Below are 25721 nucleotides of genomic sequence, written 5' to 3' on the forward strand. Positions count from 1 at the left end.
CGACCTCAGCCGGCATCTGGATCAGGTTTGTCGGTTTCCGCCAGTGAGGGAAGGGTCTGACGCAGCAGCGGAGTCAACTTGCTGCGCACTTCACTGCGAAAGCTGTCGACCGTTCCGCTCAGCAACACGGGATAGGGCTGTTCCCCAGTGAGTTCGCGTAAATGACGCCATTTGCTGTTCTCCTTTTCTTTCAGTTCCGCCAGCGCGGCCTGAAAGTCATGGCTGCGTAATTGCATTTCCTTGCCGTCCAGCGCAGACGCCTGTTCAGCCATCTGCTCCCGGAAGGCATCAAAGCTCTTGGCTTTGATCGTGTCCGGAAGACCAAGGACAGGCTGGTAATGGTCTAAGAGACGCAACTCTTCCTCCAGAAGAATCGGCCACGCTCCCTGTGATCCTTCAGTGAGCTGCATCTGGGACTGTGCCGCACTCATGGCATCCAGGTGGAAACGCAGCCAGCGGTAGTACGACTTGTCTTGCGTGTTCTTTTTGACAGTGGCTTTGCCGGTTGCCAGCACGGGCAGAGCTGCTTCGGCTTTGCGCAGAAAAAGACGATCTTCCCGTTCCAGGTTCATCGCCCCCCAGCGCTGCCGATACTCCCAGAGTTCGGCGTAGCGACTGACATCGTCAGCAGACCAGCCGAGACCGGCCAGTTCGTCGGCGCGATGGGTGAGTTCTTTTGCCACGCAGCTTGTTGAGTCCTGATCTCCGAAGCGTAGATGCCAGACGATGAAAGGCCAGGGGGGATGGCCACTGCTGCAGCTTCTTCAACCCATGTCTGCGTCTTGTTTCAGGGCTGGAGCTCTTCCTTCAGCGGAGCACTGTGGCGGTTTTGTCGCAGATAGTCGTTCACCCCAATCGGTTGTCGTTGTTGATAACCCTCATGCAGCCAAAGGTCACCGCCTGAGGAGGCGTAATGGATCTGCCATTGGTGAAGACTGCGATAGGTCAGTGGCTCTTCCTTGAGCAGTGCTGCGTAATGGAGCACGGCTCGGCCGTAGTGGTCGCTGTTGTTGTAACCCCAAAGGCCGTTGCGGATGTCCTTCAACCCCCCGCGCCTCACGAGATAGCGAGCTGCAGCATGAATGGCATCCCACGGGTCACGGATATTGCCACCATTGCCGATGCCTGGTTCTGCCCAGGTGGTTGGTAAAAACTGCATCGGACCCTGGGCATTGGCAACGGAAACGCCATCGATCCTTCCCATTCCGGTTTCCACCAGATTCACTGCAGCCAGAACAGTCCAGTCGATCCCTGTGGCCGCAGAGGCACTGCGGTAGGCCTTAAGTAATTGATCAGCAGACGCAGGTGACTGGATTCTCCAGGCCGGCAATGTGGACGATGCAGGTCCACGGTGCATTGCTAGGAATTCTCTGCGGGCAGCGATGTGCTGGTCAAAGACCCAGCGCCAGCGCGGATCAATTTGGGAGCGGACGTTCTCACTCAGCTGCGGGCGCTTGGAGAGAACTCTGTAAATCACCTGTTGCTGGTGTGCCAGAGCGGCGAGGTCTTGTTGAGCCAGCTCCGGGGTGATTAAGGCAGCCTCGATATCGGTAATCAGCGCGGCGATATCCCTTGGTTCTTTCGGCACCAAGGGATAATTCCGACCATTCGGAGCAACGGGCCGGTCTGCCTGCTTTGGCAGGTTCGGGATTGTTGCGCTGCTTGGCGTTGCATCATTAGCCGTCTCGATGGTTTCAACTGTCTTGCAGGCCACGGTGATCGGACTGAGCAGAACAGCAATGCTCATCAGACAACGCACCCAGACCCTGGTGTCAGGCAGATGACTGTTCACCAACGCAGAAAACCCCTCCGGTCATGGAAGTCTGGCTTGTCTGCTGGATGGGATAAAGCCCAATAACTCAGGCATTGACTTTTGTCTTCCAGAACCATGCTCAGGGCAATTTCAGGAATCTCTGCGTGAGGCCACCAGGGCTGGAGTGGAATCTGAATGGTGCAGCGGCAACCAACACGTTCCATGCTGAAGTGCACTTCAGGGGGTTCCGCCAGTGGCTCTGCCATGCCACCCGTTCGGTAACTACTGAATTGATAAAGGTTCCAGTCTCCGTTCGGCGCAATATTCACCTCCCAGTACCCTTCGTCACCCGCACGAGCAAGAAAGGCTTCGAAACAGGTGTGCTTCCAGAGGTTGTCTTGCCTCTGTGACGTGTTCTCTTCCTTAGTGCTGTTGAACAAGAGGCCATCGACGCTGCTTTCGGCCAGCTTCGGGCCAAGGCTGAAGCTCAGTTCAAGAGCAGCGTCTTCGGTCCAGACAAACTCCGCGGTAGCGAAAACCGCCGGACATTGAGCATGGTCGAAGGGAATCAGTGGGCAGACCTGCCTCACCATCACAGGGTGTCGTCCCATCCCTTAGATCCTCGTCCAAGCTGTGCCGGTTTGAGCCCGATCCCTTATTGCGTGCCTTGTCGTCACTGTTGAGTGGTGAAGTCCGGCCTGTTGAGATTCGCAGACTAGGAGCAGAGTCAGAATGGAACCAGGGGCAGCTGACAAAACATGAGCCTGAGAGAACACTTCGCTGATCTGTTGATTCGCGTTGCCTGCCGCATCGCCCCACCTGTGAGTCCCGACGAATTCGAAGACTTGCCAAAGCTGTTGGAACCCTTGGAGGATGCTGACCCTCTCATGATTCCAGCTTCGGCGGATGCTGCTGATCTGCCTTCCGTGGAACCACTCTCGTTGGATCAACGTGTCATCAGCCGCTCGGTTAAAACCCTCAAGGCCGAAGCCATCAGCTCCCTGGCCACGCTTCATGCAGCCCATTTAGTGGGTGCCTCGGTCTGGGATGAGCGCCGAATTGCTGCTCGCGTGAATGCTGTCTCTGGGATCAAAGCTGCCAGTCCTGAAGTGCTTGCTGAAATCGAGGGGTTGGCCGTCACCTGGCAAAACGACCTGTCTGCCATCACCAACGCGCTGCAGCAGGTTGCTGCCATCAGCTGTCCAGAAGCGCCGATTTCTCAGGACCTTCGGCTTGAAGGCGAAGAGCAAGACCTTGCAGCAGATCTGATCGAATCCTGTTCCGTGGAACTCACGCGCCATCAATTGGAACTGGCCAACCCTCAGGATGAAGACTCTGAACAAGAGCCAAACGCTGAACAAGATCCAAACCAACAAGATTGATCGACAGACACAACATCCAATCAAGGACTGAGATGGAACAGCTATGGCGACACCGGTTCACGCTGAGCTGAGTCATCCTGGTTTGACACCAAGCAAGCAGCAGAAGATGTCAAAGGAAACCGGAAAGAATGATCGCTCCCCTGGTTATCGGCAAGCCAGGGAGTGGTTGATTTCAGCAGCTCTAGAGACTGTGCTTGATCATTGTTCAGAGGAGGATCGTGCGCGGCTGAGGCTGAATGTATCCCCAGACCTTCAGAACTGTGATGTGCTGATTCCTGATTTCAATGAAGAGACCAATCAATATGCTGATCTTATTGTTCAGCAAGCAATCGCGACGATCTCTATCTTGATCTCCAAGGAATACAATATCACTATTTTAAAGTAAGAAGCGTAATCCCACTTCACTTTTTGAGAGGGGCTTGATTTTTGCAGGCTGATCCAATGCATTGTTAATCAGCCAAGATCTGAGTGGTTTTTGGTTGTCAATATGGCTGAAACTTATAGCGCTGACTTTGGCGGATCAGTAGGCAGACGTTTTGCGCCACATGGGAGTGGGGTTGACTGTTTCCATCCTGTTGATTCTTGATGGCATCTTCAGTAGCCCATTTCCTTGACCTGATTCGCAGGTGATTGGTAGCAAGCTTATACTTTTTGGCAGAAAGATCTTGTTTGTCGGGGGATGTCGCAAAGGAGCAGCTGCAAGAGCTTTGGTTTTTCCTTGTCGTTATATCCGTTGGTCAAGATGTTTGTTTTATTCTCTTTGGTACACTCCTAGTGAGTGCCTAATGCTTAGCGTTCTTGCGATAATTCTTCGATCAGGTTGTTGAGATCTTTCCATTGATTCTCGATCGATCGTGTGAGCGCAAACTGAACTTCAGCACGGTCGAGATTGTGCTGAGGCCTTGATGTTCGGAAGTAGTGGTCTCCCGACAGATGATCTGTGAGAAATCGGATTCCAAGCTCAAGTGGAATCAGGCGAATGCAATCAGGTAGGTAGCGGAAATCCTCTGGCGTGAGGAATGATCGACCGATCGACAGATATCCCTCAAGGATCGCGCGGCAAAGGTTGAGATCAAAGCTGACCTTTCCTGCATCGAGAGTCTCCTCGCCCAATCTGTTGCAGCAGGAACGCAGACAGTCGCCGATGTCGTAATGAACCAGTCCAGGTTTCACCGTGTCAAGGTCGATCAGACCGACGGCCTGTCCGGAGGCGTTATCGATCATCACGTTATTGATCTTGGGATCTCCGTGGATCGGTCGTCGTTTCAGTTCACCTCGTGCGCAGGCCTGCTCAAGAACATCGATCCCTTGTCTTCGCTCCTCGATGAAGGAGACGGCCTGAGTGGTGCGATGGCTGATCTGATCATTTGATCTGGAGAACACCAGGTCGAATTCAGCCAGGTAAGCCGGCGCAATGTGGAAATTCTCAAGCGTGTCTGCCAGTTCGTCTGTGGCCAGATCACTGATCAGGTGGTGAAACATCCCCAACCCGTAGCCCAGCTCACGGGCATGAAGGTCGTCTTGGATGACATCCGTTGTGGTGGCGGCACCGATGTGGGTGATAGACCTCCAGAACTCACCCTGATGTTCCACCCAGTGGCCATCGGCATCCAGGGTCGGCAGAACTTTGGGAACCTCCCAGCGACGACCCAACAGTTCTGGCGGTTGTTGTGCAAGACGCTGCTCAACGTGGCTGCCCAGTTTCAGCAGATTGCGCATCACCAATTCAGGTTGTTCGAACACCTCAGTGTTCAGGCGCTGCATAACGAAGGCTGATCGTGATGCGCTGCGATTGAGTGTCACCAGAAATGTGTCGTTGACATTTCCAGACCCGAGCTGGCTGATTCCATCGATCTGTTCCGGTGGATGGAACAGCCCTGCAATGGTCTCCAGGATCGAATTGGAGCTGGAGAGCGGGGAGGACACGGCGAATCGCATGGGTCTCATCACGAAACATGCCGTCTTTGTTGCCCTTTGCCAGCAATCAGTGTGCGGAAAATCAGGCGGGAACGCGGCAGCATAGTGATCGTTGTCTGAACGGCACCGGTGCCACGAATTCTTCACACCGCTGACTGGCAGATCGGCAAGCCCTATCGCTGGATTGAAAATTCTCAGAAACAGGCTCGTTTGCAGCAGGAGCGCGTTGATGCTGTTCTGAGGATTGCTGAAGTGGCAAGCCAGGAAGAGGTGGACGTTGTGCTGGTTGCCGGTGACCTGTTCGACTCGAGCACGGTGGCTGCTGCCATGGTCATGGAGGTGTTGGAAGCGGTGGGATCGATCCCATCACCTGTGGTCGCGATCCCTGGAAACCACGATCACGGTGGTGCCGGTGGGATTTGGAGGCGTGAGGATCTCCGCCGGCAGATGCAGCAGCGTGCTGGCAACCTTCAATTGCTGCTCAATCCGGAACCGGTTGATGTTGCGGGTGTCACTCTTCTGCCGTGCCCCCTGCAACGACAGCGGATGAGCCAGAGTCCTTCTCTCTGGCTCGATCAGCTCAACTGGACGCAACTCGATCCGGTGAAACCGCGCGTTGTTCTGGCCCATGGCTCGGTGCAGGGTTTCGGTGGTGAAGGCCAGGTCAATCAGCTTTGTCTCGAGTCTCTGCCCCGTGATCAAATCGATTACATCGCCCTTGGCGACTGGCATGCGCTGATGGAGGTTGATCGCAGAACCTGGTACAGCGGCACACCGGAACCCGATCGTTTCCCCACCGGGCCCGATGACTTGAGATCACAGGTTCTCGTGATTGATGTGGAGAGGACCCAGCCGCCAACGGTCATGGTGAAAACCACGGGCCGTCTGCGCTGGCACCGGATCACCATGACCCTCAACGGCGATGCCGATCTGGCCCGGCTTGAGCAAACACTGGTCGAATCCGTAGGCAGTCGTGTGGGTCGCGATCTGATGCGGCTTGAACTCAACGGACAACTTGGTCTGCAGGGGCATCTCCAATTGGAGGAACGCCTGGCGCTGCTCGGGGAACAGCTTCTTCACCTCCGCCTGCGAGGCAAGCTGCACCGTCAACCAACCGCGCAGGAGAGGGATGAGCTGCTGCTTCGAATGGATAGTCCCCTGGTCAGCTCCATTGCGGCAGGTCTTCAGGACGAGCTTCAAAGCAGTGCTGATCCTCTGGTTGAACAAGCCTTGATCGAGTTGCACCGTCTCTGCTCCATGGATCCATGCGCCTGATTCGTTGCCGACTGGAAAGCATTCGCCGGCATCGAGCTCTTGAGGTGTCCTTTGCTCCTGGGCTGACCTTAATTGGAGGTGCCAATGAATCCGGTAAAAGCTCGCTTGTGGAGGCGATGCACCGCGCATTGTTTCTGCGTGCTTCTGCCACGGGAGCAGCAATTCGTGATCTGCGCTCGGCTACACATGCAGGTCATCCCCAGGTCGAGATCGACTTCGATGCTGCTGGGCATCGTTGGTCATTGTTGAAATGTTTTAGCGGTGCCGGCGGAACCAGCCGCTTGAGTCGAGCAGGTCAGAAGGCTTTGCTTGGTGGCGATGCCGAGGATCAGCTGGCTGTTCTTTTGGGAGTCGAGGAGATCATCGGTAGCCGTCAGGTGAACCGTGTTTTACCCACCCGTTGGGCTCACCTCTGGGTGATGCAAGGACTGGCCGGTCGCAATCTGCTCGATCTCAGCGGCGAGCACTATGACCTCAAGGGATTGATCACTGCTCTGGAAGGCCAGGCTGAGCAATCTCTGCAGTCGCCGATGGATCAGCAGGTCTACAACCAGCTTGAGCAACTTGTGGCCTCCAGCCTCACCAGTCGGGGCGTGAAACAAAACAGTGAACTCTGGAAACGCCGGCGGGACGTTCAACAAGCTTCAGAGCAACAAGCCGAAGCACAGGAGCAATTGCTCAGTTATGAAGCAGCCTGCATCGAGCTTGACGCCAATGAGCAGGCTCTTGATCAGCTGGAGTGCCGTGCACCGGAAGTGCAGAAGCGACGTCGACAACTTCTCGCTCTCAAGGATCTGCAACAACGGCTGGCTCCTCTTCGTCTTCGGCAGAGCCAATGGCAACAACAACTCAATGCTCTGAGTCGCCTGATCAAGGAAATCCAGGCTGCCGAAACGGCGATGAAGGTGTTGCGGCAGGAGCTCAAGGTCATGAACGAGTCCGCCGAGACCACCTCCAGCACACTCGTTGATCAACGACGTGCGTGTGAACAACTCGACCTGAAGCGTCAGACGCTTGAAGAGCGTGGCCATGCACTACGACGTCGTCAGGACCAGGAACGGCTTGAACAACGGATCCTGGACATGCGTCGGCACAAGGAACAACGCGCCAAATTCGAACAGCAGCAATCCCAGCTCAAGCAACAGCTGACGGCACTGCCAAGTCGCGATGCCAACGATTTGGCGGCTCTTCAAGCTCAGCAAACACAGCTCCGTGAGTTGGAGATCCGTCTTCAAAGCATGGCATCGCGAGTCGAATTGCAATCCTCGAACATGACTGTGCGCCTCGATGGCGTACAGCTCGGGATTGGCGACGTTGCTGAAAGGACTGGTGCTTTTCGGCTTGAAGTGGGTGAAGACGTCACCCTGTTGGTCAGTCCTGGAGAAGGGACCGGCCTTTCAGCACTGATGGCCGAGAGGACACAGTGTCGGTCTCTGTTGGAGCAGAAGCTCAAGCTCTGGGGTGTCAACAGCCTCGAGGCTGCTGAGGCTCTGTTGCAGACGCGCACGGAGCTTCAACAGCAACTTGTTGTTCTCGATGCACGTCTTCGCCAGCTCATGGAGCAGCAGCAGAGCAACCTGAAGGGTGATCAAGACCTCGAACAACTCGATCAGCAGCTCGCTGAGCTGCGACAACATCCAGTTGATCCGGAGATTGTTGTTGAAGACGACCTTGCAAAGGCTTTGGACGACTGCCGCCAGAGTTATCAATCGGTTCAGCAACAGGTCCGATCACTGCGTGAGGACTGTGAGCGCGTGGAACGTGAACAGAAAGGTTTTGCCAAGACGCTTCAGGATCTCCAAATTCGACTGGAGCGCCATGAGGCTCAGCATGCCCAGCAGCTTCAGCAACAACACGAGATCGAATCGCGGCATGGCTCAGAGCAAACTATCGATTTTGAACTCAAGAAGGTCACGCATCAGTGTGCGCTGTTGCAGGACCAACTGCTCGAGCTGAGCGACGACTGTGGTTTGGCCTCTGGCACCGAGGTGGAGACATCACTGGCTGAGCTGGATGATCGTGAGCTGAAGCTCAATCGTCAACGCACCGATCTCAATCGTGAACGGGGTTCATTGCTCGAGCGCTGTGAACGTCTCGGAAGCCGTGAACTCCATGCCGAACTTGAGGAAACGTCCAATCGTCTCGAGCTCGCTCAACAGGCAGAAGAACAGGAAACCCAGCTTGTTGAGTCACGGGTTCTGCTTCTCAAGCGGTTTCAGGACGCGCGTGCGGACCTTTCACGTCGTTACTCGTCACCATTGAGAACCAGCATTAATCGTTTCATTGCTCCGTTTCTGCAGCATCCCGGCGACAGCTCTGAGCTGCGTTTTGATGCCAGCGACGGCCTGAAGGATCTGCGACTTCAGCGCTCAGGTCAGAGCCTGGAGTTTGCACAACTCAGCGGAGGACTCAAGGAACAGCTCAACGCAGCTGTTCGCTTAGCAATCGCCGAGGCTCTGAGCGATGGTCATGACGGCTGTCTCCCTTTGCTGTTTGATGACGCCTTTACCAACAGCGATCCCTCGCGACTTGAAGCGGTTGGGAGCATGCTCCGGCAGGCCGTTGATCTGGGTCTTCAGGTGGTGCTTCTCAGTTGTGACCCGGATCCCTACCGAGAGATTGCCGATGCGGTGATCGACCTCGACGATCACTGATTGGTTGGATTTGGATGATTGAATTCAGAGTGCGTTTTCGATCACGTTCATGGCTTTGAGATAGGCCGGTGGTTCATCGGCTGTGTCCTGTTCCTCGATGCCGTTGTCATCCCGAATTAAGCGGCGGGCGTTATCAGCAATCACAGCATTCACCAACAAATCCATCGCTTCAGGCTGGTCAAGATTCTGGAGTGCCTCTGCGTACCGCCGGCTGTGAGTGGGTCGCACCGACTCCTGGCAGTAATTGGAGAGCTCACGGCTTTCGGTCATCACCGAAAACGCCACATCTTTGGTGTTGGAATTTCCATAAATAGCCATGTAGAGCAGATTCACCATCGATGCGTCGTGCACGGGAATGGCGTATTTGCGCACGATCTGTGGCCAGTAGCGCAACGACTTGAGACCTTCCAGGCCTCCTTTACGCAGGCCTGCCTGTTCGCACCAGTTCTCGAGCTCTTCCATCGAGTGCGGACAGCGCTTTTCGTCGAGCATGTGTTCTGCCAACACCTGACCTGCATGGAAATTTCGGGTCGGTGTGCCGGAAACCGGCAACATCATGCTGCCGCGTACGTCAGCCACCATGGCGGTGAGTTGCGCAAAGGTGTGATCGCGCACCTTCTCCATATCCCCCCCGCGCACTAAAGCCGCTTCGATCCTTTGAACGCCATAACCGAGCTCCGTCAGTGCAAAAGGCTGACGGTTGTAAAGCCTCTGGCGATTGCGCCGAGCCATGGAAACCGTTGCCGCTTGGTCCAGACACTGGTCAAGCAGAAGCGTCAGCAGAGTTGGAAGCACTCCAGGGTTGTCCTGGTGATAGGCATAACCAAACCCGGCGAACACCGACGACATGTTTTTCGCTGCCTTGATGTACTGCCCCTCAATGTTGTGAACCCCTGCTGAGACCTGAATGTTGGGCGACAGTCGATCCAGCATTCGCGCTCCCAGGAGCGCTGTCAATGCGTTGGGATGGCAGAAATTGGCCGTGAAGCTGTCGAGCGGATTGCGCAGGGCTCCATGACGGTGAAAGCCTGAGAAAAAGCCCAGGCTTGGGACTTTTTCACATAGCACATATGACTCGTTGACCAGGTTGTCATGACTGAATGATCCGGCCAGGCAGGCCAGAACCACGTGCTGCCGACCCAATTGATCCCGCAGTTGAATCGCTTCGATCAGGTCTTCTTCAACATGATTGCTGTTGGCACTGAGCACAACCAGCTCACAGCGTTTGAGCAAGTCAGCCAGGGTGTTGGGCTGACGTAGACCCCCAACTCGATGGCTGCCCATGCGTTCCATGACCGCCACATGCTTCGGGTCCATGCCGTCGAGGGCCGACTGCGTGAACGCACCGAGAAGCTCGCGATCGGGTCGGGGTGCAAGCAGCAGATTCTCTTCGTCCTTCTGCTGCATGGCGCAGTTGTAGGCAAGGGAAGCGGGATAGAGCCCTACGCTGTAAAAACCGACCTTTCCGGTTTCCAACTCCCAGACCCGCTGACGCACCTGATCCCTGTCGAGGCTTGGAGGAAAGAATCCGTTTGAGTTCAACAGTGCTGCAGTACTGAGACTCATTGCAATGAAGGGGAGGATGAGGTGAACAAAGGATGGAAAGCTTGGACTGGCAGCCGAGTTACACCGTTGTCTTTGGCAGGGTCATGAGTTCGGAGCAAACCGTTGGATCAGCCTGTTCAACCTCAGCATTGATCCATTATCTGCTCTCAGGTCAGAGGGAGCTTCGCCCATGCTGCAGGGATGATGGCTGAGAACACCAGCCGACAATCTCATTCCCCAAGTTTGTGAATGGTTTGTCTGACGACAGATGGAAGAATCGATTGGTCGAGATGTGCATCATTGAAGACTGACTTTGCGTTGACAATCGGTCGCTGTGCGTCAGACAGCTCCAGAGAATGTTGCTTTTGTTCGAGAGATCATGATGTTGATGGCTTATCCTTATTTCAAGACCTAATGCCTTTGTTTAGATTCTGAGCGATGAATAGCCAGGAAATGGAGAACGAAATTCGTGCTCTGCTCGGAAACGGGCGGATTGGATCGTTGGAGGGTCTTTTGGTGGATTCGGCGGATTGGGGAGTCAATATCAGGATGACATTAAATGAAAATTTTGTCGAAGTTGATTTGATTAAAAACTGGGATGGATTTGAAATGATTTTGCTTGATGATCAAAATCGTAGTTCTATCCAAATTGATGAGCTCAAGGACATTCTTCAAGTTTTAAAAAGTCACTATTAATCCTCTTGTGACACTGTTTTGCTTCCGTTTTCGAAGCTGAACTTCATTGCCAAGATTGCCAGGTTAAGTGTCAATGTGAATGCATTTGCGATCATTACCGGTTTGGCGTCTGTCTGGACCCCATAAACCACCCAGCAAAAACAGCCTGTGCTGAACGTGAGCAGCAAAGCATAAGAAACGTCTTTGGCAGATCGCGTTTTCCATGTTTTGATCACTTGTGGCAGAAATGCGATTGTTGAAAGTGTTGCTGCTGCGAAGCCGAATATTTCAGACGAACTCAAATCTAATGTCATACGAAAAATGTTCGTTGATCAATGTTGAAGCTTTTAGTATAGCTGAATTGTTCAATTGTATGAAGCCTAAGAGCACGGAATCACAGGATCAGTTTTTGTCAAGACATCCTCAGAACTAATGGCGATCTTTTAGGCAGCTTGAATCTGGGCTAGCCCGTTGCCAGCATCATCCACAAGTGATGTGATCCGCTGGCTTTAAAGCTTTTCGGCGGTCCAAGAACATGAGCACGCATGCCCCGCTGGTTCATGGAAATCAAAGCGATCAACCATGAACTGGTTGAACTGGACCTGCAGTCAATTCACGACCGCCATGCTGATTTCCTTGGCATCAACCCATTTGGAAAGCTTCCTGCTTTGATCGACAGTGATGTCCTGCTTGAGGATGGATCTCCACTCAAGTTGTTCGAAAGTGGTTCAATCCGTTTGCATCTTGCCGAGACTCATAGCTGCGGCCTCATGTGCATGATTCGTTCCCTCCAGTCGTGAACGTGAATTTGCACGACTCATGGAGGTGTTCAATCGTTAACTAAATCCTGAGCGTCCTTTGGTTGGCGATTACTGGGGTGCTGCTGAGTTCGCTGTTGAGGTCCATCTCAGTGACCTGCCATTGTTTTTCCCAGAGCTTGATCTCAGCCTCTATCCGGATATTCAGGCTGTGATTGATCGCACCCATCTCCAGCCTGCCTTCAGGTTGGTCATGGGTTTTGCCTGAAGTCTGATCATCGTTCCGCTGTTCGATGATTGGCGATTCAATCGCTGCATGGGAGGGTGAGAACCAAGCTCGCGACAGCATGGTTGGGATGGATCTCGCTTCACTGCATCAGGAACTCGTTGCCAGTCCAGACCTTTTGATCGTGCAGGACCTTGACGGGGTCTGCATACCTCTGGTGAAGGATCCACTCACCCGGAGCCTTTCTGCGGATTATGTGTATGCCGCTGCTCGATTACGTGGCAGTTTTGTGGTTCTGACCAATGGCGAACACGAAGGTCATCGCGGCGTCAATCGCCTTGTTGAGAAAGCACTCGGTGACAGTGAAAAGGCCCGAAGTCAAGGTCTCTATCTCCCCGGGCTCGCTGCCGGTGGTGTGCAGCTGCAGGATGAATTCGGCAACGTCACGCATCCAGGAGTCAGTGAGGCTGAAATCAGCTTCCTGGCATCGGTTCCCGGGCGGATGAAGGCACTGATGTGTTCCATGCTCCCTGCCTTGATGCCGGAATTGAGCGATCAGGAGCTATCCGTTGAGGTTGATCTGGCGGTTCTAGATACTCAGCTCTCACCAACCATCAATCTCAACCACCTGTTCAGTCGAATCCCTGACGATGTTGAGCATCAGCGCCAATTGCAGTCAATGCTGGAGTCGCTCATGCAGCAACTGATGGCGATGGCCGTTTCCGAAGGGCTTCACGACTCCTTCTTCCTGCATGTTGCGCCGAATCTCGGGCGTGATCCCCTTGGCTGTGAACGGCTCAAGCCTGCCGTTAAGGGAGATGTTGGCAGTACCGATATCCAGTTCATGTTGCGAGGAGCCATCAAGGAAGCGGGATTGCTGGTGTTGATCAATCGCCACATCGCAGCACGCACAGGCAAGGCACCTCTCGGTGAAGCGTTCAACGTCAGAACAGCACCCAATGACCATGAAGCACTGCTGGCTCTCTGCAAGCAACGGATACCTCGTGAACAGATGCCTCACCTCGTCGGCGTTGGTGACACTGTTACTTCAACGATCAATCCTTCTGGAGAAGGCTGGTTGAGAGGAGGCAGTGATCGAGGCTTTCTCACTCTCCTTCAGGAACTCGGATGCAGCTTTGGACGTCCAAACCGGGTGGTGCTTGTCGACAGCAGTGGCGGAGAGGTTGACCGACCGTCGTTGACCGATGGCTCTCTCGCTGGGATCAGTGACCCTGAGGATCCTCTGCATTTCGATGTCTGCATTCCTGGCGGTCCCAAGGCCTATGTGAACTGGTTCACCGCTTTGTCGGAAACTCGGACCGAACGCACACCCTGAAACATCCTTGCCAGATTGATCTCGGTGTATGCCCTGATCGTTGAACAGTCGCCTGCCTCACTTTGCGGGTGATTCGCCAGAATTCCAACAGGTCACGGCTTCAGATCGCACCCCGACGTTGACATCAACCTTTCCCGAAACACTGAGGTTCCCCCCCGTTCGCCGAGGCAGATTGACCACTCTGCAGGTCAACCTCGGCTATCGATGCAATCAGAGCTGCAGTCACTGTCATGTGAATGCCGGCCCCTGGAGGAAGGAAATGATGGCTGGGGAGCTCATTGATCTGATTCCTGAGGTGCTCGCTCGCCTGGGTCTTCGTTGTCTGGATCTCACCGGTGGTGCACCGGAACTGCATCCTCAGTTTCGTGAGCTTGTTACGGCGGCCAGGGCTCTTGGCGTCGAAGTGATCGATCGCTGCAATCTCACGATCCTCAGCGAACCCGGACATGAGGATCTTGCTGAATTCCTGGCGGTGATGGGTGTGAGGGTGGTTGCATCTCTGCCCTGTTACGAACAGGAGAGGGTCGATCTACAGAGAGGCCAGGGGGTCTATGAGCGCAGCATTGCAGGTTTGAAGCAGTTGAATCGGTTGGGATACGCCCAACCCGGATCACCCTTGCAACTGGATCTGGTGTTCAACCCTTCAGGCCCTTCCCTTCCTCCGGCTCAGGAATCCCTTGAGGCCCAATACCGGCAGGCCTTGTCGTCTAGCCACGGGATTACGTTCTCTCACCTACTCACGATCACCAACATGCCGATTCAGCGATTCGCGCGTGATTTGCAGCATCAGGGTCAGCTCGAGCCGTACCAGCAGATCTTGCGTGAGGCCCATCGACCGGAAAATATTGCTGAGGTCATGTGCCGAAGCCTGATCAGCGTGAGCTGGACCGGAGCCCTCTACGACTGCGATTTCAATCAGCAATTGAATCTTGCATCCAACGCTGGCCCTCGAGTGCTCGCTGATCTACTCAGCGCTGCGGATGGACTGATGGATCAACCGATTGCCGTCGCAGACCATTGTTTTGGTTGTACGGCTGGCAATGGATCCAGCTGTGGTGGTTCTCTTAGTTAAGAGTGACCTGAACGCCAGCTGGCGTGAACAGGAACACATGCTCCCCGAGCCGATGTTCCTCACCGTCGACGGCCCTCACGCCACCGGACACGAAATCAGCGGTGCGTTGTGCCTGGGCGATCTCCATGGACGTGAGATCAAGCACCACTGTTCTTTGACTGCGAACAGCCAGAACAGCTGCCATCCCCTCCGTCACGTCTTGCGGACGGATCACAAGCAGTTCCCGTAATTGCTCTGGAGTGAATTGATTCATTACTCTCAGCCTGGCGAGGCTGGAGGAAAGTCGCAGCAACCGTCACCATGCAGAGATGACTAAATCTTCCTCACCTGATTCGGCGCCAGCTCATTGCGGCAGTAAGCCCAAACGCCTGGCTGTTGGAATTGCCCCACTCGGCACTGTTTCGATCGGAATCGTGCCGATGGGCGTGATTTGTATCGGCATCGTTCCGATGGGGGTGGTCTCCATCGGTGTGGTCGCTATGGGCGTGATCAACCTCTCGATTGTGGGAATGGGACTGCTGGCAATCGGTGCCAACACCATGGGGGTCTGGACGGTTGGACCGATGAGCATGGGTTTGGTCCAGATCGGTGGGCGCGGCAGCCATGATCACAACGGCCACAATCACAGCAGCCCTAACCACAACAGCAATTCTCTCGCTGAGTCAGAGGACGATCCACGCTTGCTGGCTTTCCCAACCAAGGCTGAAGCTCAAGCACAGGCCAAGCTGATTGGCTGTGAGGGAGTCCACCAGATGGGCAGTCACTGGATGCCTTGTTCCGAGCATTCAATGGGCCATCACTAGGAAGTCCTGATCAGCGGCATGCAGGGCAGATGCCACGCACATTCAGGCTGGAATCGATCAGTTCAAAATCGAATTGCTTGCAAGCATCACGCCCTGCCTGAAGTACAGGCTCATTTTCAAATTCTTCCGTGCGGCCGCAGCGCACGCAGACAAGGTGATGGTGGTGAATGTGTTCTTCATCCGCCAGCTCAAAACGACTTCCTCCATCTCGAAGTTCCAGCTCCTGAAGAAAATCCATCTCCACCAACAACCGCAGGGTGCGGTAGATGGTTGCTAGCGAGACCTTCGACTGATTGTCCACAAGCTGACGGTGGACCTCTTCTGCACTGAGATGACTACCGCTGCCGATCTGTTCAAACAGGTCCAGCACCAATCGCCTCTGCGGCGTCATCCGACGCCCTTCCTGGTGTAGCCCCTTCTTCAGAGTTCCGGTCGCTTCAGCAGAAGAGGTTGCAGGCGACATGCAAACGGAATGCAGTGTTTCTCAATAGTACGCACTATTGAGAGTCAACACCAGTGCTCGTTGACGAGTTGTTTTCACCTTTGGCTGGTCGCAAGCGTGACTTCTGATACGAATCGCCAGTCGAGCTGTGACATCAACTGCCAATGGATGCGTTTTAGGGCTGATCTTTGCGGAACCTCATGCCGATTGATCTGCCATTGGCCTTAACAAGCCTCAACAGCCCGTCGAGTTTCAAGCCGGCAAACCCGATAGGCTGACTTGCCGTTCGATGAAAAGAGTGTCGGTCTCCTGGTCGGTGCTAATGCGCTTCGTCGCGAGCGGCCTTTTCTTGTTGGCTCATGGACTGCTGGTGCTTGAACACATCGCACTGGGAACAGCACTTCACGGCGTTGCCGAAGTCTTTCTTGCTCCCTGGGCGTTGCGTCACCGTGCCTGGGACCTGATTGTGATTGGGTTGATTTTCTGCGTTTTTGACCTGTGGGGAACCCTGAGATTGATCAATGTGCTGGGTTGAGCGTCACAGATTCCATCCACCAACGGGCCACGCGTCCAGCTTGATTGGGTTGACGCGCTGGCACCGTGACCACGACGAGCCGCTTGTTGCTCCGTTGGTAGTCGTAACGGCAGTATCCAGAACCTGTTCCTGAGCAGGACGCCAGTGACGACAGTTGATTGCCCGCCAGCTTCTGCTCAAAGGTCTGTACTTGTCCTTCAGGAGCAGGATTCCAGCCTGTGGAAGTCAGGGTTTGGTCGACAACCAAAATCGATTGCCCTGCCTGCAATTCAGGTGGACGTTGCTCCGCTTTGAGATCAACCCAGATCCCGGACATGATGAGTCCGGAAAAAACCAGCAGCCAGCGCATAACCGAGCCCGTTTACTCAGGCATAGCCATAGATCTGCTTCGAATGCCACGCTTCAGCGTTGATCCTGTTCGGCCTCTCTGGCTCCAACGACCAGAGCGGCGAAAAACGGCAGAACCGCAAGGGCTGTGAGAATTTCCACCAGTGATCTTCGTGTACAAGGAAGCTTGCGCTGTGTAACGGATCGCTGTGGTTTCAACAGTTACCAGCGCAATCACAACCCACAGCAACTTTCCGTAATTCACCGGCTCGGTTCGGGACAACAATCAGGCCGACAGAACGATCGCCTGAGCGAATGATTGGTGACTAGTCAGTTCATCACACATCGATGATTCGCGAGGAATCAATTGTGGTCGTTTCAGCATTGCTAAAATTTTTGTATTAAATCAGCTCATTGATCTGGTGATTTGGAATCAATCAGTTGCCTTCCCATAAAAAATAACCACCTAACATACCAGCTTTATTGGAATGCAACATCACGTCGTTTGATAACTCAACTTCTTTCAGAAGCTTGCTGTTGCCACCGCCCAAGTGCAAAAAGTCCCAGTTCCAGATGTACTTTGTCGTTGATATGACTTTTTCAACGCGCTGAATCCACTTCTCTTTGCCAATCTCTTCAAGTGCCGGTCTGCCGATATAGTCTTCATATGTCTTTTTCTTTTTAAATAAATGATGGGCAAGTTCCAGGTTGGGTAGCAGGTGTCCATCAAGAAACAAGGCTGATCCCATTCCTGTGCCAAGGGTCAACACCATTTCAACACCCTCTCCGGAAACACATCCATATCCCTGTACATCTGCGTCATTGGCAACTCGAGTCGGTTTTTTTAGGCGCTGTTCCAGTTGAGCGGCAAGATTAATGCCTAACCAATGGGCATCTAAGTTGGCAGCCGTTTCAATAATGCCATTGCTGACAACGCCAGGGAAGCCAACGGCAACACGATCAAATTCGGGCACATTGCTGGTCAAATCTTGAATGACCCCAAGAATTGATTCCGGAGTTGCAGGGTGAGGAGTTTCTTGACGTTGTCGATCACACAACTCACTTCCTGTGGGGTCAAGAACAATGAGCTTGACACCTGTGCCGCCAATATCGACGCAGAGAGTGTTGGCTGATGATTTCATTCTTGCGCTTAATATTGACGATAGTCTATGACTGAAAACTCAGCTTTTCAATGATTTCAGGTTTTGTCGAAACTGCGTTTGAAACTATCGATGGCCCGAGCCTTTAGCCAAGGTCTATGGCTGAGACTGATTGTCCAGTTTTGTCGGTCTTGATTGCTCCTTTATTACTCCTTTGTTGTCGATCAGAAAGAGTTCTAATCTCTAAAAATAAAAATAGACGGTATTTGGTTGGCTTGACAAGCTTGCTGTCCGCTGATTGATGGTTTTCTGTAGCGCTTGTATTGCTTATGAATGAGATATCTAGAATGCTGAGTTCTCGCAGTCTCTTTGGAGGTAATCAGACCGCTGTTGATCGCTCCACTCGATTTTTCTTGCACGTCAATGTGATCCTGGATGTCTCGCACGTGGAAAGACCTGCCACTAGGGCCAGAGCTATTACACGGATCACGGCGATCGTTTTCAAGAATTCTCCAAGGCCGTCCCTGGAGCTAACAAAACTCTGCTTTGAGCTTCTCGTTTGAGTTTCGGTCATCAATCGGGGCGACAGGATTCGAACCTGCGACCTAGTGCTCCCAAAGCACCCGCGCTACCAAGCTGCGCCACGCCCCGTCACCACCGCATAGTAGTCGTTGGAGGTCACGACCCCCATCCGCTTCAGCATTGCGGATTGATGTCTTAGCTGAAACCACACTGATTGTTTGCTAACCACATCTTTCGGATAGCTCAATCGGATGGTTGAAACAGAGCGCAAATGGGTTGTTGACGATTGTTAGCTTCAACGAGTGGATGGAATATCGATTGATTCAAGCCATGCCATTTCTGTTCCGTGGCTTGATGAGGTATCGATCGAGCAACTCAGGAAGGCGCTCAAACAGATCTGACTTGATGATGTAATCAGTCGCTCCATTATCGATTGCTTCTCGTCGTTTGGCCTCGTCATTGAACGAAGTAACAAGAAGGACCGGAATTTTCTCTGCGCGCTGATTGAGATGTCGAAGGCAGGTCAGTCCGTCCATGACCGGCATCATGAGATCAAGGAGAATCAGGTCAACCTTCTCAACATCTAAACAATCGAACAGTTCCTGGCCGGTGCTGCAAGCGAAAGGCTGAACGCCTTCATCGAATAACTCTTCGGCAATCAGACTGCGAAGACGTGGATCGTCATCTAGGAAAGCAACCTGTGGTTTGCCATCCATTTCCAACCCTGGCTAGTTACACCAATCATGACCGGGGCATGAGGCCGTCGGTGAAATGGGTCGCCTGAGATTCGAACTCAGGACCAATCGGTTAAAAGCCGAGTGCTCTACCGCTGAGCTAGCGACCCCCCTTGAGCCGGAGCAAGCGATCCGGAACAGGCTGTGCCTTCAAGCACCCAAGAAAAATATCACCCTGACGAACCATCGTCCATGAGCTCCCGGAATCCATTTGTGCCTCAATTGGCATGACCATCAGTGCCAGATCTGGTCAGCTGCAGATCTCACCCGCTTAAATCAGCGCTTCGAGTTCAGGACTGTGAACTGATGGCTGGTTCGTCCACTCCAGAGCCGTTGAAGATCGGTTCGCCAAGGATTGATCCTCAGGCTTGGGTTGCTGAAAGTGCCGTGGTGATGGGTGATGTTGAGATTGCAGCAGGTGCGAGTCTTTGGCCAACTGCCGTGGCAAGAGGCGACATGTCGTCCGTCGTGATTGGACCGCACAGCAACGTGCAGGACGGTGCCGTTCTGCATGGTGATCCGGGATCCCCCGTGTTGATCGGATCTGATGTCACCATCGGCCATCGGGCCGTGGTGCATGGGGCCACCCTTGAAGACGGTTGTCTGATTGGAATCGGAGCCATTGTTCTCAATGGCGTCACCGTTGGCACAGGTGCTCTCGTTGCCGCAGGAGCGGTTGTGACCCGTGATGTTCCCCCACGCAGCCTGGTGGCAGGGGTTCCGGCTCAGGTGAAACGTGAGCAGAGCGATGCGGCAGTGCTCGAGCAGAGGCACCATGCGCTCCACTACGCGCAACTGGCTGCACGTTGGGCTGAAATGCTGCAAAACCAAACGGACTGACCCTTTTGAGCCTTCGCTCGACTCACATTCATTAGGATCACCCGACCATCCCTGAAAACCATGGACCTTCGTGTCGTCGTCGTGGCAGCTCCGATCCTGATCGCCCTGGGTTGGGCTGGTTACAACATCAGCCGTGCTGCGATCGGTCAACTGCAGATGATGCTCAAGCGCGGAGAAGCTTGAGTCTTTCCAGCCGGTTCTGAACCGATCGATAGGTTGAGATCGGTTCATTGAGATCTCTTGGGAGTTAGATCCGTCATCGTCATTGGTGCTGGCTTGGCCGGTACAGAAGCTGCTTGGCAGATTGCACAGGCAGGGGTGGCAGTTCATTTGGTCGAAATGCGACCTCTAAAAAGATCTCCTGCACATCACAGCAGTGAATGTGCAGAGCTTGTCTGCAGCAACAGTTTCGGGGCCCTGAGCAGTGACCGAGCAGCAGGCCTTCTTCAGGAAGAACTGCGCAGACTCGGCTCACTGGTGATTCGAACCGCTGATGCCCATGCGGTACCCGCAGGCGGCGCACTGGCTGTCGATCGTGGTCGCTACAGCGCTGCCTTAACGAAAATTCTTGAGCAACATCCTCTGGTCACGTTCGAACGTCGTGAACAGATTTCCCTCCCAGATTCTGACCAGATCACTGTTCTGGCGACAGGACCGCTGACCAGCGAATCACTGGCGAATGATCTTCGTGAGTTCACGGGCCGTGATGACTGTCATTTCTTTGACGCTGCCAGTCCGATCGTCGACGGTGACAGCATTGATATGGAGAGGGCTTTTCGAGCCAGTCGTTACGACAAGGGAGACGCGGATTACATCAATTGCCCGATGGATCAGCCTCAGTATCTCGACTTTCGCGCAGCGCTTCTCGAGGCTGAGCAAGCGGAACTCAAGGACTTTGAGAAAGACAGCGCCACATTTTTTGAAGGTTGCTTGCCGATCGAGGAACTTGCACGACGTGGTGAAGACACCATGCGCTACGGACCTCTTAAGCCGATTGGCCTCTGGGATCCACGTTGGGGAGATGTCAACGATCGCGATGTGCGACGTGCCAAACGCGCCTACGCCGTGGCCCAGCTGCGTCAGGAGGACAGAGACGGTCGCCTCTGGAATCTGGTGGGCTTTCAGACAAATCTCAAGTGGGGAGAACAGAAAAGGGTTCTTCGCATGATTCCCGGGCTTGAACAGGCTGAATTCGTGCGCTTTGGCGTGATGCATCGCAACACCTTTCTCGAGGCCCCTGAGCTGCTTCAGCCCACGCTTCAATTCCGAGGGCGTCAACGCTTACTTGCCGCGGGCCAGATCACTGGTACAGAGGGTTATGCCGCTGCAGTGGCTGGTGGCTGGCTTGCGGGGACCAATGCCGCCCGTCTGGCTCTAGGGCGCCCTACGTTCGACTTGCCTCCTACCTGCATGATTGGCGCGCTGACGCACTTCATCAGTGAGGCGCCATCGGGCAAATTTCAGCCGATGCCCCCCAACTTTGGCTTGCTGCCCGTTCTGCCTGAAAAAATCAAAGATAAGCGCCGTCGCTATGGCGCTTATAGGGACAGAGCCCTGAATGATTTGCTGTTAGCAACAGAGAAGCAGGAGTCTGTTGATGTCGCCTGTCCGGCCTGAAGATCGGCTGATTGAGCGCCGTTCCCTCAAGATCGGCGTCTACGCCAGCGCACTGATGGCGATAGCTGGGGTCGCTGTTCACGTCATTTCAGGCTCCTACGCCCTGCTTTTGGATGGCCTGTATTCAGCGGTCATGGTCGGTTCGGGTCTTGTGGCAGCAAGGATCAGTTGCAACGTGGTTCGACCGCCAGATCGTGCCTATCCCTTTGGCTACGACGGGCAGGAAGCGCTGTATGTGCTCTTCCGTTCTCTGCTGCTGATGGGGGTGCTCTCTTTTGCTGCGATCTCAGCTTTCAGCACCGTGATTGATTACGCCTATGGGGTTGAAGTCAGCTCAGTACGGCTCGGACCCGTCGCTTGGTATTCCATTGCCATGGTGGCCACATGCTGGGGCCTTGCCTGGCGTCATCATCACGACTGGTGCCGGACAGGGCGGCACTCGCAGATCCTGCTCACCGAAGCCAAGGCTGCGCGACTGGATGGTTTGATCAGTGGTCTGACCGGCTTGGCTTTGCTCGGGTCACCGTTGCTCAACGGCACCATGCTTTCTGGCCTGATTCCTGTCACCGACTCCTTGCTGGTCTTGGTGGTCAGTCTTCTGGTGTTGCGTGAACCGTTGCAAGGTTTCCTCATCGCTTTAGGGCAAGCAGCAGGTGCCTCGGCTGAGACTGATCTCATCCGCAGTACCCGGTTGGCCCTGGAAGATCTTCTGGCAGGACTGTCCTGCTGGCTTCTTGATCTCACGGTTTATCAGGTCGGTCGCACGGCTTTTGTGGTTGTTTATTTGAATCCAAGTCAACCGATGGATGGCGGCGCCATTGATCTGATCCGTGATCGCATTCAGGAGCGATGCCAGTCCTTGCTGGCCTGTCCTGTGCGAACGGAGGTGATCCTGACAGCAACGCCACCCTTCGCTGCGGCCGGTGTTTCCTAGGGTTTAAAGCTGCAGCAATTTCTCAGGTGTGGCCGTGAGCTCAAACCCAGACTGGGATGTGATTGTGATCGGTTCCGGCATTGGAGGGCTGGTGACCGCATCTCAGCTGGCTGCCAAAGGCGCCAAAACCATTGTGCTTGAGCAGTATCGGATTCCTGGTGGTTCTGGTGGCAGCTTTCAACGCAAGGGTTACACCTTTGACGTGGGTGCCTCGATGATCTTTGGCTTCGGCGAGCATGGGCACACCAATCTGCTCACAAGAGCCCTTGCCGATGTGGGGCAGCGCTGTGAAACGGTGCCTGACCCGGTGCAGCTTGAGTATCACCTGCCGGATGGTCTGACCATGGCAGTGGATCGAGATTACGAGGGCTTCATCGCTCGTATGAGCGCCAGATTTCCCCATGAGGCAGGGGGAATCAGGGCCTTTTACGACACCTGCTGGCAGGTCTTTCGCTGTCTCGATGCCATGCCGCTTCTCTCTCTTGAAGATCCGGCCTACCTGGCAAAAGTTTTCTTTAGAGCCCCACTTGCCTGTCTGGGACTAGCACGCTGGCTTCCCTTCAATGTGGGCGATGTGGCGCGCAAACACATCCAGGATCAGGACTTGCTGCGTTTGATCGATATGGAATGTTTCTGCTGGTCGGTGATGCCAGCTGATCGGACACCGATGATCAATGCAGGCATGGTTTTCTCCGACCGCCATGCCGGTGGCATCAATTACCCGAAGGGTGGTGTCGGGACAATCGCCGAGAAGCTGGTGGCAGGGCTTGAAGCCCACGGCGGAACGATCCGCTACAGAGCTCGTGTTGAAAAGGTGCTCATCGAGCAAGGTCGTGCCGTTGGTGTGGAGCTTTCCGATGGCGAAGAGCTGAGGGGCAAGCGCATTGTGAGTAATGCCACCCGCTGGGACACCTTCGCTGGTGAAGGTTCACCCGAGAGCACTCTGGTTACGAAAGACCACACCCCTTCCGCCGAATCCACTTGGCGTCGTCGCTATCAACCATCAAGTTCGTTTCTGTCGGTTCACCTCGGGGTGAAGGCTGATGTTGTCCCTGAGGGCTTCCACTGCCATCACCTGCTCTTGGAGGACTGGAATGAGCTTGAAGCCGAGCAGGGAGTGGTCTTTGTGTCGATTCCAACGTTGCTGGATCCATCCCTGGCCCCTGAGGGGAGACACATCGTTCATACCTTCACCATGAGTGATATCCAGCACTGGGACGATCTCAAGCCCAAGGACTACAGAGCTAAAAAGCAGCACGACGCCTCTCGGCTGATTGAGCGACTGGAGTTCATCCTTCCGGGTTTGTCGCAGGCCATCGAACTGCAAGAGGTGGGCACCCCCCGAACCCATCGCCGATTCCTTGGCCGGATGGGTGGTTCCTATGGGCCGATCCCTGCAGGTCGACTGCCTGGTCTTCTGCCCATGCCGTTCAACCGAACAGGATTGAACGGTCTGTATTGCGTTGGAGACTCCTGTTTTCCTGGCCAGGGATTGAATGCGGTTGCCTTCAGCGGCTATGCCTGCAGCCATCGCATTGGGGCGGATCTGGGTTTGAATCCATGGGCTCTCCCGGCCTGAATCTGATCACGTCAGAGCGCATGAGCTGTTTAAGGTCGCGTTGAACAGTTCATCTCCATGTCACCGGCTCCTCAACCCAGTTCTGCAGAGCTCGCGCGTTACCTCGAACAACGTGGTGAACTAGGGAAGCCCTGGATGCTTCAGATGCTGCGGCTTTCAAAATTGAAAGAGGCGCGCGACCAGATGACTCCTGAGACCTATTTGAAATCGATTCAGGAGGCCCATGCCGACCTAATGCGTCTGGGTGAATTCTGGAAGGGCCGAGAGGAGGAAGTTTTCAACGGTGATTACCGCCCCAACGATGTGATCGAGCCTCTGCCGGGTTCACCAGAGGATCGCTGAGCGATGCCTGTTGCGCTTCAGGAGCGGTTTCGACTTTCGCCACTGATCAAGGGAACTCTCATCTGTGTCTACCTGGCACTGGTGCTGCCCTTGCCGTTGATGGCACCTCCAGGTTTAAAGCTGACGCTCTGGCTGGCTGCCCCGATTGGATTGGCCCTGGTGCTTGCCATGCTCAGCGAGCAGGTCAACGTAGATGACCATGGAATCAGCGTGGGTTATCCCCCTTGGTGCCGCTGGTTGATTCGTCGTGGTTGGAAGCTGCAATGGGGAGAGATCCAGCGATTGGTTCCTGTTTGTACAAGCCAGGGAGGAAGGGTCTATTACTTCACCACCTTCAACCAGGAGAAACGGTTGCTTCCACAACGTCTTGAGCAGTTCGATCGGTTCCTTTCAATCGTTGAGGGGAGTACCGGTCTCAAGACAGGCGCGATAAAACGGCTAACTCCACCCTGGACCTACCAACTGCTGTTTGGCCTGGCGGTTGGCATGCTGACCATCGAAACGGTGGTGGCTGTTGCCGTGAAATGGGGATGGATTGTTATTCCGGCAGGTTATCCAGGCTGAAGCGATATCCCTGCTGACGAACGGTGGTGATGCCGCCACCTTCGCCTAGCCCTGCCTGTTCAAGCTTGCGGCGGAGCGTCAAGACCTGGGTATCCACTGAGCGTGGACCACCACTGAACGGAGGCCAGGCCATTCTCAGAAGCTCTTGACGGCTGCGCACCATTCCAGGTGGCATCAGTAATGCGCACAGCAGGGCGAATTCGCGCGGACTGAGTTCAACCGGTTGCTCTCTCAGGGTCACCTGACGCAGCAGTAGATGGACCTCAAGGGGACCAACGGCAACGCGTTCCTGCAGGCCGCTGCGACCACGCTTGAGCAGAGTGCGACAGCGGGCGGCCATTTCTTCAAGGCCAAAGGGTTTGCGCAGCACGTCATCCGCGCCGTCATCAAGCAATCCCACTACGGGTTCAGCGCCGCTGCGGGCTGTCAACACAATCACTGGACAGCGCAATTGCTGGCCAAGTCTCAGGGCAGAACTCTGTTCCAGCAGCTCAGCACTGACCAACAGATCAGGAGACTGCTCCTGACAGAGCTCAATGGCTTCCTGCGACGACGACACTGCAGCAGTGAGATGGCCGTCCTGGCGCAGACGCTGAACAAGGACGGTCCGCAGTGTTGGATGAGGTTCTACAACGAGAATCCGAGCGGGTTCTCGGGACGGAATCGCGGGAACAGTGAGTTGCTGCACAGGAGCCTGACCGGTTCCATGAGCGAGGAGATCGCGGGAGGAGGAGGTCACAAGGCATCCGAAAGCCGTCTTACGCTAATGCCTTTCCTAGGCACGCTGGT

Annotated in this window: 30 protein-coding genes and 2 tRNA genes; 17 read left to right on the plus strand and 15 right to left on the minus strand. The window is 54.5% G+C overall.

Annotation, left to right across the window (positions count from 1 at the left end):
• Positions 1 to 5: 5 nt before the first annotated feature.
• The 3 genes from DXY37_RS07870 to DXY37_RS07880 form a co-directional block, all read right to left on the minus strand.
• A complete protein-coding gene (locus DXY37_RS07870) occupies positions 6 to 683 on the minus strand; it encodes a hypothetical protein (protein ID WP_115126151.1) in 678 nt (225 codons plus the stop codon).
• A 104-nt stretch (positions 684 to 787) separates the two neighbouring features.
• On the minus strand, positions 788 to 1747 hold the full coding sequence (locus DXY37_RS07875; protein WP_115126473.1) for a lytic transglycosylase domain-containing protein: 960 nt from the start codon (positions 1745 to 1747) through the stop codon (positions 788 to 790).
• 41 nt (positions 1748 to 1788) lie between these two features.
• A complete protein-coding gene (locus DXY37_RS07880; RefSeq protein ID WP_115126152.1) occupies positions 1789 to 2364 on the minus strand; it encodes a DOMON-like domain-containing protein in 576 nt (191 codons plus the stop codon).
• Positions 2365 to 2511: 147 nt separating this feature from the next.
• On the opposite strand from DXY37_RS07880, the gene DXY37_RS07885 reads away from it, so the two are divergent.
• Together DXY37_RS07885 and DXY37_RS07890 are read left to right on the plus strand one after the other, a co-directional pair.
• On the plus strand, positions 2512 to 3135 hold the full coding sequence (locus DXY37_RS07885; protein WP_115126153.1) for a hypothetical protein: 624 nt from the start codon (positions 2512 to 2514) through the stop codon (positions 3133 to 3135).
• Between the two features lie 43 nt (positions 3136 to 3178).
• Complete coding sequence (locus DXY37_RS07890) at positions 3179 to 3520, plus strand: hypothetical protein (protein ID WP_115126154.1); 342 nt, start codon at positions 3179 to 3181, stop codon at positions 3518 to 3520.
• 404 nt (positions 3521 to 3924) lie between these two features.
• Here DXY37_RS07890 and DXY37_RS07895 read toward each other — a convergent pair whose 3' ends face one another.
• Positions 3925 to 5073, minus strand: coding sequence for a phosphotransferase enzyme family protein (locus DXY37_RS07895; RefSeq protein ID WP_244276970.1), 1149 nt, complete (start codon positions 5071 to 5073; stop codon positions 3925 to 3927).
• A 108-nt stretch (positions 5074 to 5181) separates the two neighbouring features.
• Between DXY37_RS07895 and DXY37_RS07900 the strand changes: the two genes are divergently transcribed.
• Both DXY37_RS07900 and DXY37_RS07905 read left to right on the plus strand, forming a co-directional pair.
• Complete coding sequence (locus tag DXY37_RS07900) at positions 5182 to 6327, plus strand: DNA repair exonuclease (protein WP_115126156.1); 1146 nt, start codon at positions 5182 to 5184, stop codon at positions 6325 to 6327.
• Complete coding sequence (locus DXY37_RS07905) at positions 6318 to 8981, plus strand: AAA family ATPase (protein ID WP_115126157.1); 2664 nt, start codon at positions 6318 to 6320, stop codon at positions 8979 to 8981. The genes DXY37_RS07900 and DXY37_RS07905 overlap by 10 nt, the downstream gene beginning before the upstream one ends.
• A 24-nt stretch (positions 8982 to 9005) precedes the next feature.
• Here the strand turns inward: DXY37_RS07905 and DXY37_RS07910 are convergent, their stop codons facing one another.
• Complete coding sequence (locus tag DXY37_RS07910; RefSeq protein WP_115126158.1) at positions 9006 to 10547, minus strand: hypothetical protein; 1542 nt, start codon at positions 10545 to 10547, stop codon at positions 9006 to 9008.
• Between the two features lie 417 nt (positions 10548 to 10964).
• Here DXY37_RS07910 and DXY37_RS07915 point away from each other — a divergent pair, with 417 nt between their 5' ends.
• Positions 10965 to 11222: a hypothetical protein gene (locus DXY37_RS07915; RefSeq protein WP_115126159.1), complete on the plus strand. Its 258-nt coding sequence runs from the start codon at positions 10965 to 10967 to the stop codon at positions 11220 to 11222.
• Here DXY37_RS07915 and DXY37_RS07920 read toward each other — a convergent pair.
• On the minus strand, positions 11219 to 11515 hold the full coding sequence (locus DXY37_RS07920; protein ID WP_115126160.1) for a SemiSWEET family sugar transporter: 297 nt from the start codon (positions 11513 to 11515) through the stop codon (positions 11219 to 11221). The two genes, DXY37_RS07915 and DXY37_RS07920, sit on opposite strands and share 4 nt — an antisense overlap.
• Positions 11516 to 11746: 231 nt before the next feature.
• Between DXY37_RS07920 and DXY37_RS13760 the strand changes: the two genes are divergently transcribed.
• On the plus strand, positions 11747 to 12001 hold the full coding sequence (locus DXY37_RS13760) for a glutathione S-transferase N-terminal domain-containing protein (RefSeq protein ID WP_371638007.1): 255 nt from the start codon (positions 11747 to 11749) through the stop codon (positions 11999 to 12001).
• A gap of 40 nt (positions 12002 to 12041) precedes the next feature.
• On the opposite strand, the gene DXY37_RS13765 is transcribed toward DXY37_RS13760, so the two are convergent.
• A complete protein-coding gene (locus DXY37_RS13765; protein WP_371638008.1) occupies positions 12042 to 12308 on the minus strand; it encodes a hypothetical protein in 267 nt (88 codons plus the stop codon).
• Between DXY37_RS13765 and stpA the strand changes: the two genes are divergently transcribed.
• The gene (gene stpA / locus DXY37_RS07930) at positions 12307 to 13521 is read left to right on the plus strand and encodes a glucosylglycerol 3-phosphatase (protein WP_115126474.1); all 1215 of its coding nucleotides are present in this window, start codon (positions 12307 to 12309) and stop codon (positions 13519 to 13521) included. The genes DXY37_RS13765 and stpA overlap by 2 nt on opposite strands.
• 118 nt (positions 13522 to 13639) lie before the next feature.
• Positions 13640 to 14593 (plus strand): arsenosugar biosynthesis radical SAM (seleno)protein ArsS, encoded by a 954-nt coding sequence (arsS, locus tag DXY37_RS07935; protein ID WP_115126475.1) that lies wholly within the window; start codon positions 13640 to 13642, stop codon positions 14591 to 14593.
• Here arsS and DXY37_RS07940 read toward each other — a convergent pair.
• A complete protein-coding gene (locus tag DXY37_RS07940; RefSeq protein ID WP_244276972.1) occupies positions 14586 to 14885 on the minus strand; it encodes a cell division protein SepF in 300 nt (99 codons plus the stop codon). The genes arsS and DXY37_RS07940 overlap by 8 nt on opposite strands.
• Before the next feature lie 16 nt (positions 14886 to 14901).
• Between DXY37_RS07940 and DXY37_RS07945 the strand changes: the two genes are divergently transcribed.
• On the plus strand, positions 14902 to 15396 hold the full coding sequence (locus tag DXY37_RS07945; RefSeq protein WP_115126162.1) for a hypothetical protein: 495 nt from the start codon (positions 14902 to 14904) through the stop codon (positions 15394 to 15396).
• A 10-nt stretch (positions 15397 to 15406) separates the two neighbouring features.
• Here DXY37_RS07945 and DXY37_RS07950 read toward each other — a convergent pair whose 3' ends face one another.
• Complete coding sequence (locus DXY37_RS07950; RefSeq protein ID WP_067097274.1) at positions 15407 to 15859, minus strand: Fur family transcriptional regulator; 453 nt, start codon at positions 15857 to 15859, stop codon at positions 15407 to 15409.
• Between the two features lie 301 nt (positions 15860 to 16160).
• Between DXY37_RS07950 and DXY37_RS07955 the strand changes: the two genes are divergently transcribed.
• Positions 16161 to 16373: a hypothetical protein gene (locus DXY37_RS07955; RefSeq protein ID WP_067097271.1), complete on the plus strand. Its 213-nt coding sequence runs from the start codon at positions 16161 to 16163 to the stop codon at positions 16371 to 16373.
• Here the strand turns inward: DXY37_RS07955 and DXY37_RS07960 are convergent.
• The 5 genes from DXY37_RS07960 to DXY37_RS07980 form a co-directional block, all read right to left on the minus strand.
• A complete protein-coding gene (locus tag DXY37_RS07960) occupies positions 16357 to 16689 on the minus strand; it encodes a hypothetical protein (protein ID WP_244276974.1) in 333 nt (110 codons plus the stop codon). The two genes, DXY37_RS07955 and DXY37_RS07960, sit on opposite strands and share 17 nt — an antisense overlap.
• A gap of 448 nt (positions 16690 to 17137) precedes the next feature.
• Positions 17138 to 17842, minus strand: a complete 705-nt coding sequence (locus DXY37_RS07965) for an ROK family protein (protein WP_115126164.1) — start codon at positions 17840 to 17842, stop codon at positions 17138 to 17140.
• A gap of 535 nt (positions 17843 to 18377) precedes the next feature.
• Positions 18378 to 18451 (minus strand) — tRNA-Pro (locus tag DXY37_RS07970).
• 194 nt (positions 18452 to 18645) lie between these two features.
• Entirely contained in the window at positions 18646 to 19038 is a 393-nt protein-coding gene (locus DXY37_RS07975; protein ID WP_115126165.1) for a response regulator transcription factor, read from the minus strand.
• Positions 19039 to 19094: 56 nt separating this feature from the next.
• Positions 19095 to 19166, minus strand: a tRNA-Lys gene (locus DXY37_RS07980).
• A gap of 196 nt (positions 19167 to 19362) precedes the next feature.
• Here DXY37_RS07980 and DXY37_RS07985 point away from each other — a divergent pair.
• From DXY37_RS07985 to DXY37_RS08015, 7 genes are read left to right on the plus strand one after another with little or no spacing between them, the layout of a single operon-like run.
• Positions 19363 to 19896: a gamma carbonic anhydrase family protein gene (locus tag DXY37_RS07985; RefSeq protein WP_115126476.1), complete on the plus strand. Its 534-nt coding sequence runs from the start codon at positions 19363 to 19365 to the stop codon at positions 19894 to 19896.
• A 60-nt stretch (positions 19897 to 19956) separates the two neighbouring features.
• Positions 19957 to 20079: a photosystem II protein Y gene (locus tag DXY37_RS07990; protein ID WP_067097253.1), complete on the plus strand. Its 123-nt coding sequence runs from the start codon at positions 19957 to 19959 to the stop codon at positions 20077 to 20079.
• A gap of 57 nt (positions 20080 to 20136) precedes the next feature.
• Positions 20137 to 21513, plus strand: a complete 1377-nt coding sequence (trmFO, locus tag DXY37_RS07995; protein ID WP_115126166.1) for an FADH(2)-oxidizing methylenetetrahydrofolate--tRNA-(uracil(54)-C(5))-methyltransferase TrmFO — start codon at positions 20137 to 20139, stop codon at positions 21511 to 21513.
• Positions 21494 to 22447: a cation transporter gene (locus DXY37_RS08000; RefSeq protein ID WP_115126167.1), complete on the plus strand. Its 954-nt coding sequence runs from the start codon at positions 21494 to 21496 to the stop codon at positions 22445 to 22447. Before trmFO ends, DXY37_RS08000 begins: the two co-directional genes overlap by 20 nt.
• 28 nt (positions 22448 to 22475) lie before the next feature.
• A complete protein-coding gene (crtH, locus tag DXY37_RS08005; protein WP_244276976.1) occupies positions 22476 to 24026 on the plus strand; it encodes a carotenoid isomerase in 1551 nt (516 codons plus the stop codon).
• A gap of 57 nt (positions 24027 to 24083) precedes the next feature.
• Entirely contained in the window at positions 24084 to 24368 is a 285-nt protein-coding gene (locus tag DXY37_RS08010; protein ID WP_115126168.1) for a hypothetical protein, read from the plus strand.
• Positions 24369 to 24371: 3 nt separating this feature from the next.
• Positions 24372 to 24932 (plus strand): hypothetical protein, encoded by a 561-nt coding sequence (locus DXY37_RS08015; protein WP_115126169.1) that lies wholly within the window; start codon positions 24372 to 24374, stop codon positions 24930 to 24932.
• Here DXY37_RS08015 and DXY37_RS08020 read toward each other — a convergent pair.
• Positions 24907 to 25671 carry a response regulator transcription factor gene (locus tag DXY37_RS08020; protein WP_370594310.1) on the minus strand — a complete coding sequence of 255 codons (765 nt, stop codon included), beginning with the start codon at positions 25669 to 25671 and terminating at the stop codon, positions 24907 to 24909. The genes DXY37_RS08015 and DXY37_RS08020 overlap by 26 nt on opposite strands.
• Positions 25672 to 25721: the final 50 nt, after the last annotated feature.

The sequence above is a fragment of the Synechococcus sp. GEYO genome (assembly GCF_900473955.1).
Classification (GTDB): domain Bacteria; phylum Cyanobacteriota; class Cyanobacteriia; order PCC-6307; family Cyanobiaceae; genus Synechococcus_C.

Coding starts and splice junctions, on each gene's coding strand:
- DXY37_RS07890 (WP_115126154.1), top strand. CDS start 3,179: ATGGCGACACCGGTTCACGCTGAGCTGAGTCATCCTGGTTTGACACCA.
- DXY37_RS07885 (WP_115126153.1), top strand. CDS start 2,512: ATGAGCCTGAGAGAACACTTCGCTGATCTGTTGATTCGCGTTGCCTGC.
- DXY37_RS13760 (WP_371638007.1), top strand. CDS start 11,747: ATGCCCCGCTGGTTCATGGAAATCAAAGCGATCAACCATGAACTGGTT.
- DXY37_RS07950 (WP_067097274.1), bottom strand. CDS start 15,859: ATGTCGCCTGCAACCTCTTCTGCTGAAGCGACCGGAACTCTGAAGAAG.
- DXY37_RS07990 (WP_067097253.1), top strand. CDS start 19,957: ATGGACCTTCGTGTCGTCGTCGTGGCAGCTCCGATCCTGATCGCCCTG.
- DXY37_RS07945 (WP_115126162.1), top strand. CDS start 14,902: ATGACTAAATCTTCCTCACCTGATTCGGCGCCAGCTCATTGCGGCAGT.
- DXY37_RS08015 (WP_115126169.1), top strand. CDS start 24,372: ATGCCTGTTGCGCTTCAGGAGCGGTTTCGACTTTCGCCACTGATCAAG.
- DXY37_RS07915 (WP_115126159.1), top strand. CDS start 10,965: ATGAATAGCCAGGAAATGGAGAACGAAATTCGTGCTCTGCTCGGAAAC.
- DXY37_RS07920 (WP_115126160.1), bottom strand. CDS start 11,515: ATGACATTAGATTTGAGTTCGTCTGAAATATTCGGCTTCGCAGCAGCA.
- DXY37_RS07985 (WP_115126476.1), top strand. CDS start 19,363: ATGGCTGGTTCGTCCACTCCAGAGCCGTTGAAGATCGGTTCGCCAAGG.
- DXY37_RS13765 (WP_371638008.1), bottom strand. CDS start 12,308: ATGCTGTCGCGAGCTTGGTTCTCACCCTCCCATGCAGCGATTGAATCG.
- DXY37_RS07880 (WP_115126152.1), bottom strand. CDS start 2,364: ATGGGACGACACCCTGTGATGGTGAGGCAGGTCTGCCCACTGATTCCC.
- DXY37_RS07895 (WP_244276970.1), bottom strand. CDS start 5,073: ATGCGATTCGCCGTGTCCTCCCCGCTCTCCAGCTCCAATTCGATCCTG.
- DXY37_RS07910 (WP_115126158.1), bottom strand. CDS start 10,547: ATGAGTCTCAGTACTGCAGCACTGTTGAACTCAAACGGATTCTTTCCT.
- DXY37_RS08000 (WP_115126167.1), top strand. CDS start 21,494: ATGTCGCCTGTCCGGCCTGAAGATCGGCTGATTGAGCGCCGTTCCCTC.
- DXY37_RS07960 (WP_244276974.1), bottom strand. CDS start 16,689: ATGTCCGGGATCTGGGTTGATCTCAAAGCGGAGCAACGTCCACCTGAA.
- DXY37_RS07955 (WP_067097271.1), top strand. CDS start 16,161: ATGCGCTTCGTCGCGAGCGGCCTTTTCTTGTTGGCTCATGGACTGCTG.
- DXY37_RS08010 (WP_115126168.1), top strand. CDS start 24,084: ATGTCACCGGCTCCTCAACCCAGTTCTGCAGAGCTCGCGCGTTACCTC.
- DXY37_RS07875 (WP_115126473.1), bottom strand. CDS start 1,747: ATGAGCATTGCTGTTCTGCTCAGTCCGATCACCGTGGCCTGCAAGACA.
- stpA (WP_115126474.1), top strand. CDS start 12,307: ATGGTTGGGATGGATCTCGCTTCACTGCATCAGGAACTCGTTGCCAGT.
- DXY37_RS07975 (WP_115126165.1), bottom strand. CDS start 19,038: ATGGATGGCAAACCACAGGTTGCTTTCCTAGATGACGATCCACGTCTT.
- DXY37_RS07965 (WP_115126164.1), bottom strand. CDS start 17,842: ATGAAATCATCAGCCAACACTCTCTGCGTCGATATTGGCGGCACAGGT.
- DXY37_RS07905 (WP_115126157.1), top strand. CDS start 6,318: ATGCGCCTGATTCGTTGCCGACTGGAAAGCATTCGCCGGCATCGAGCT.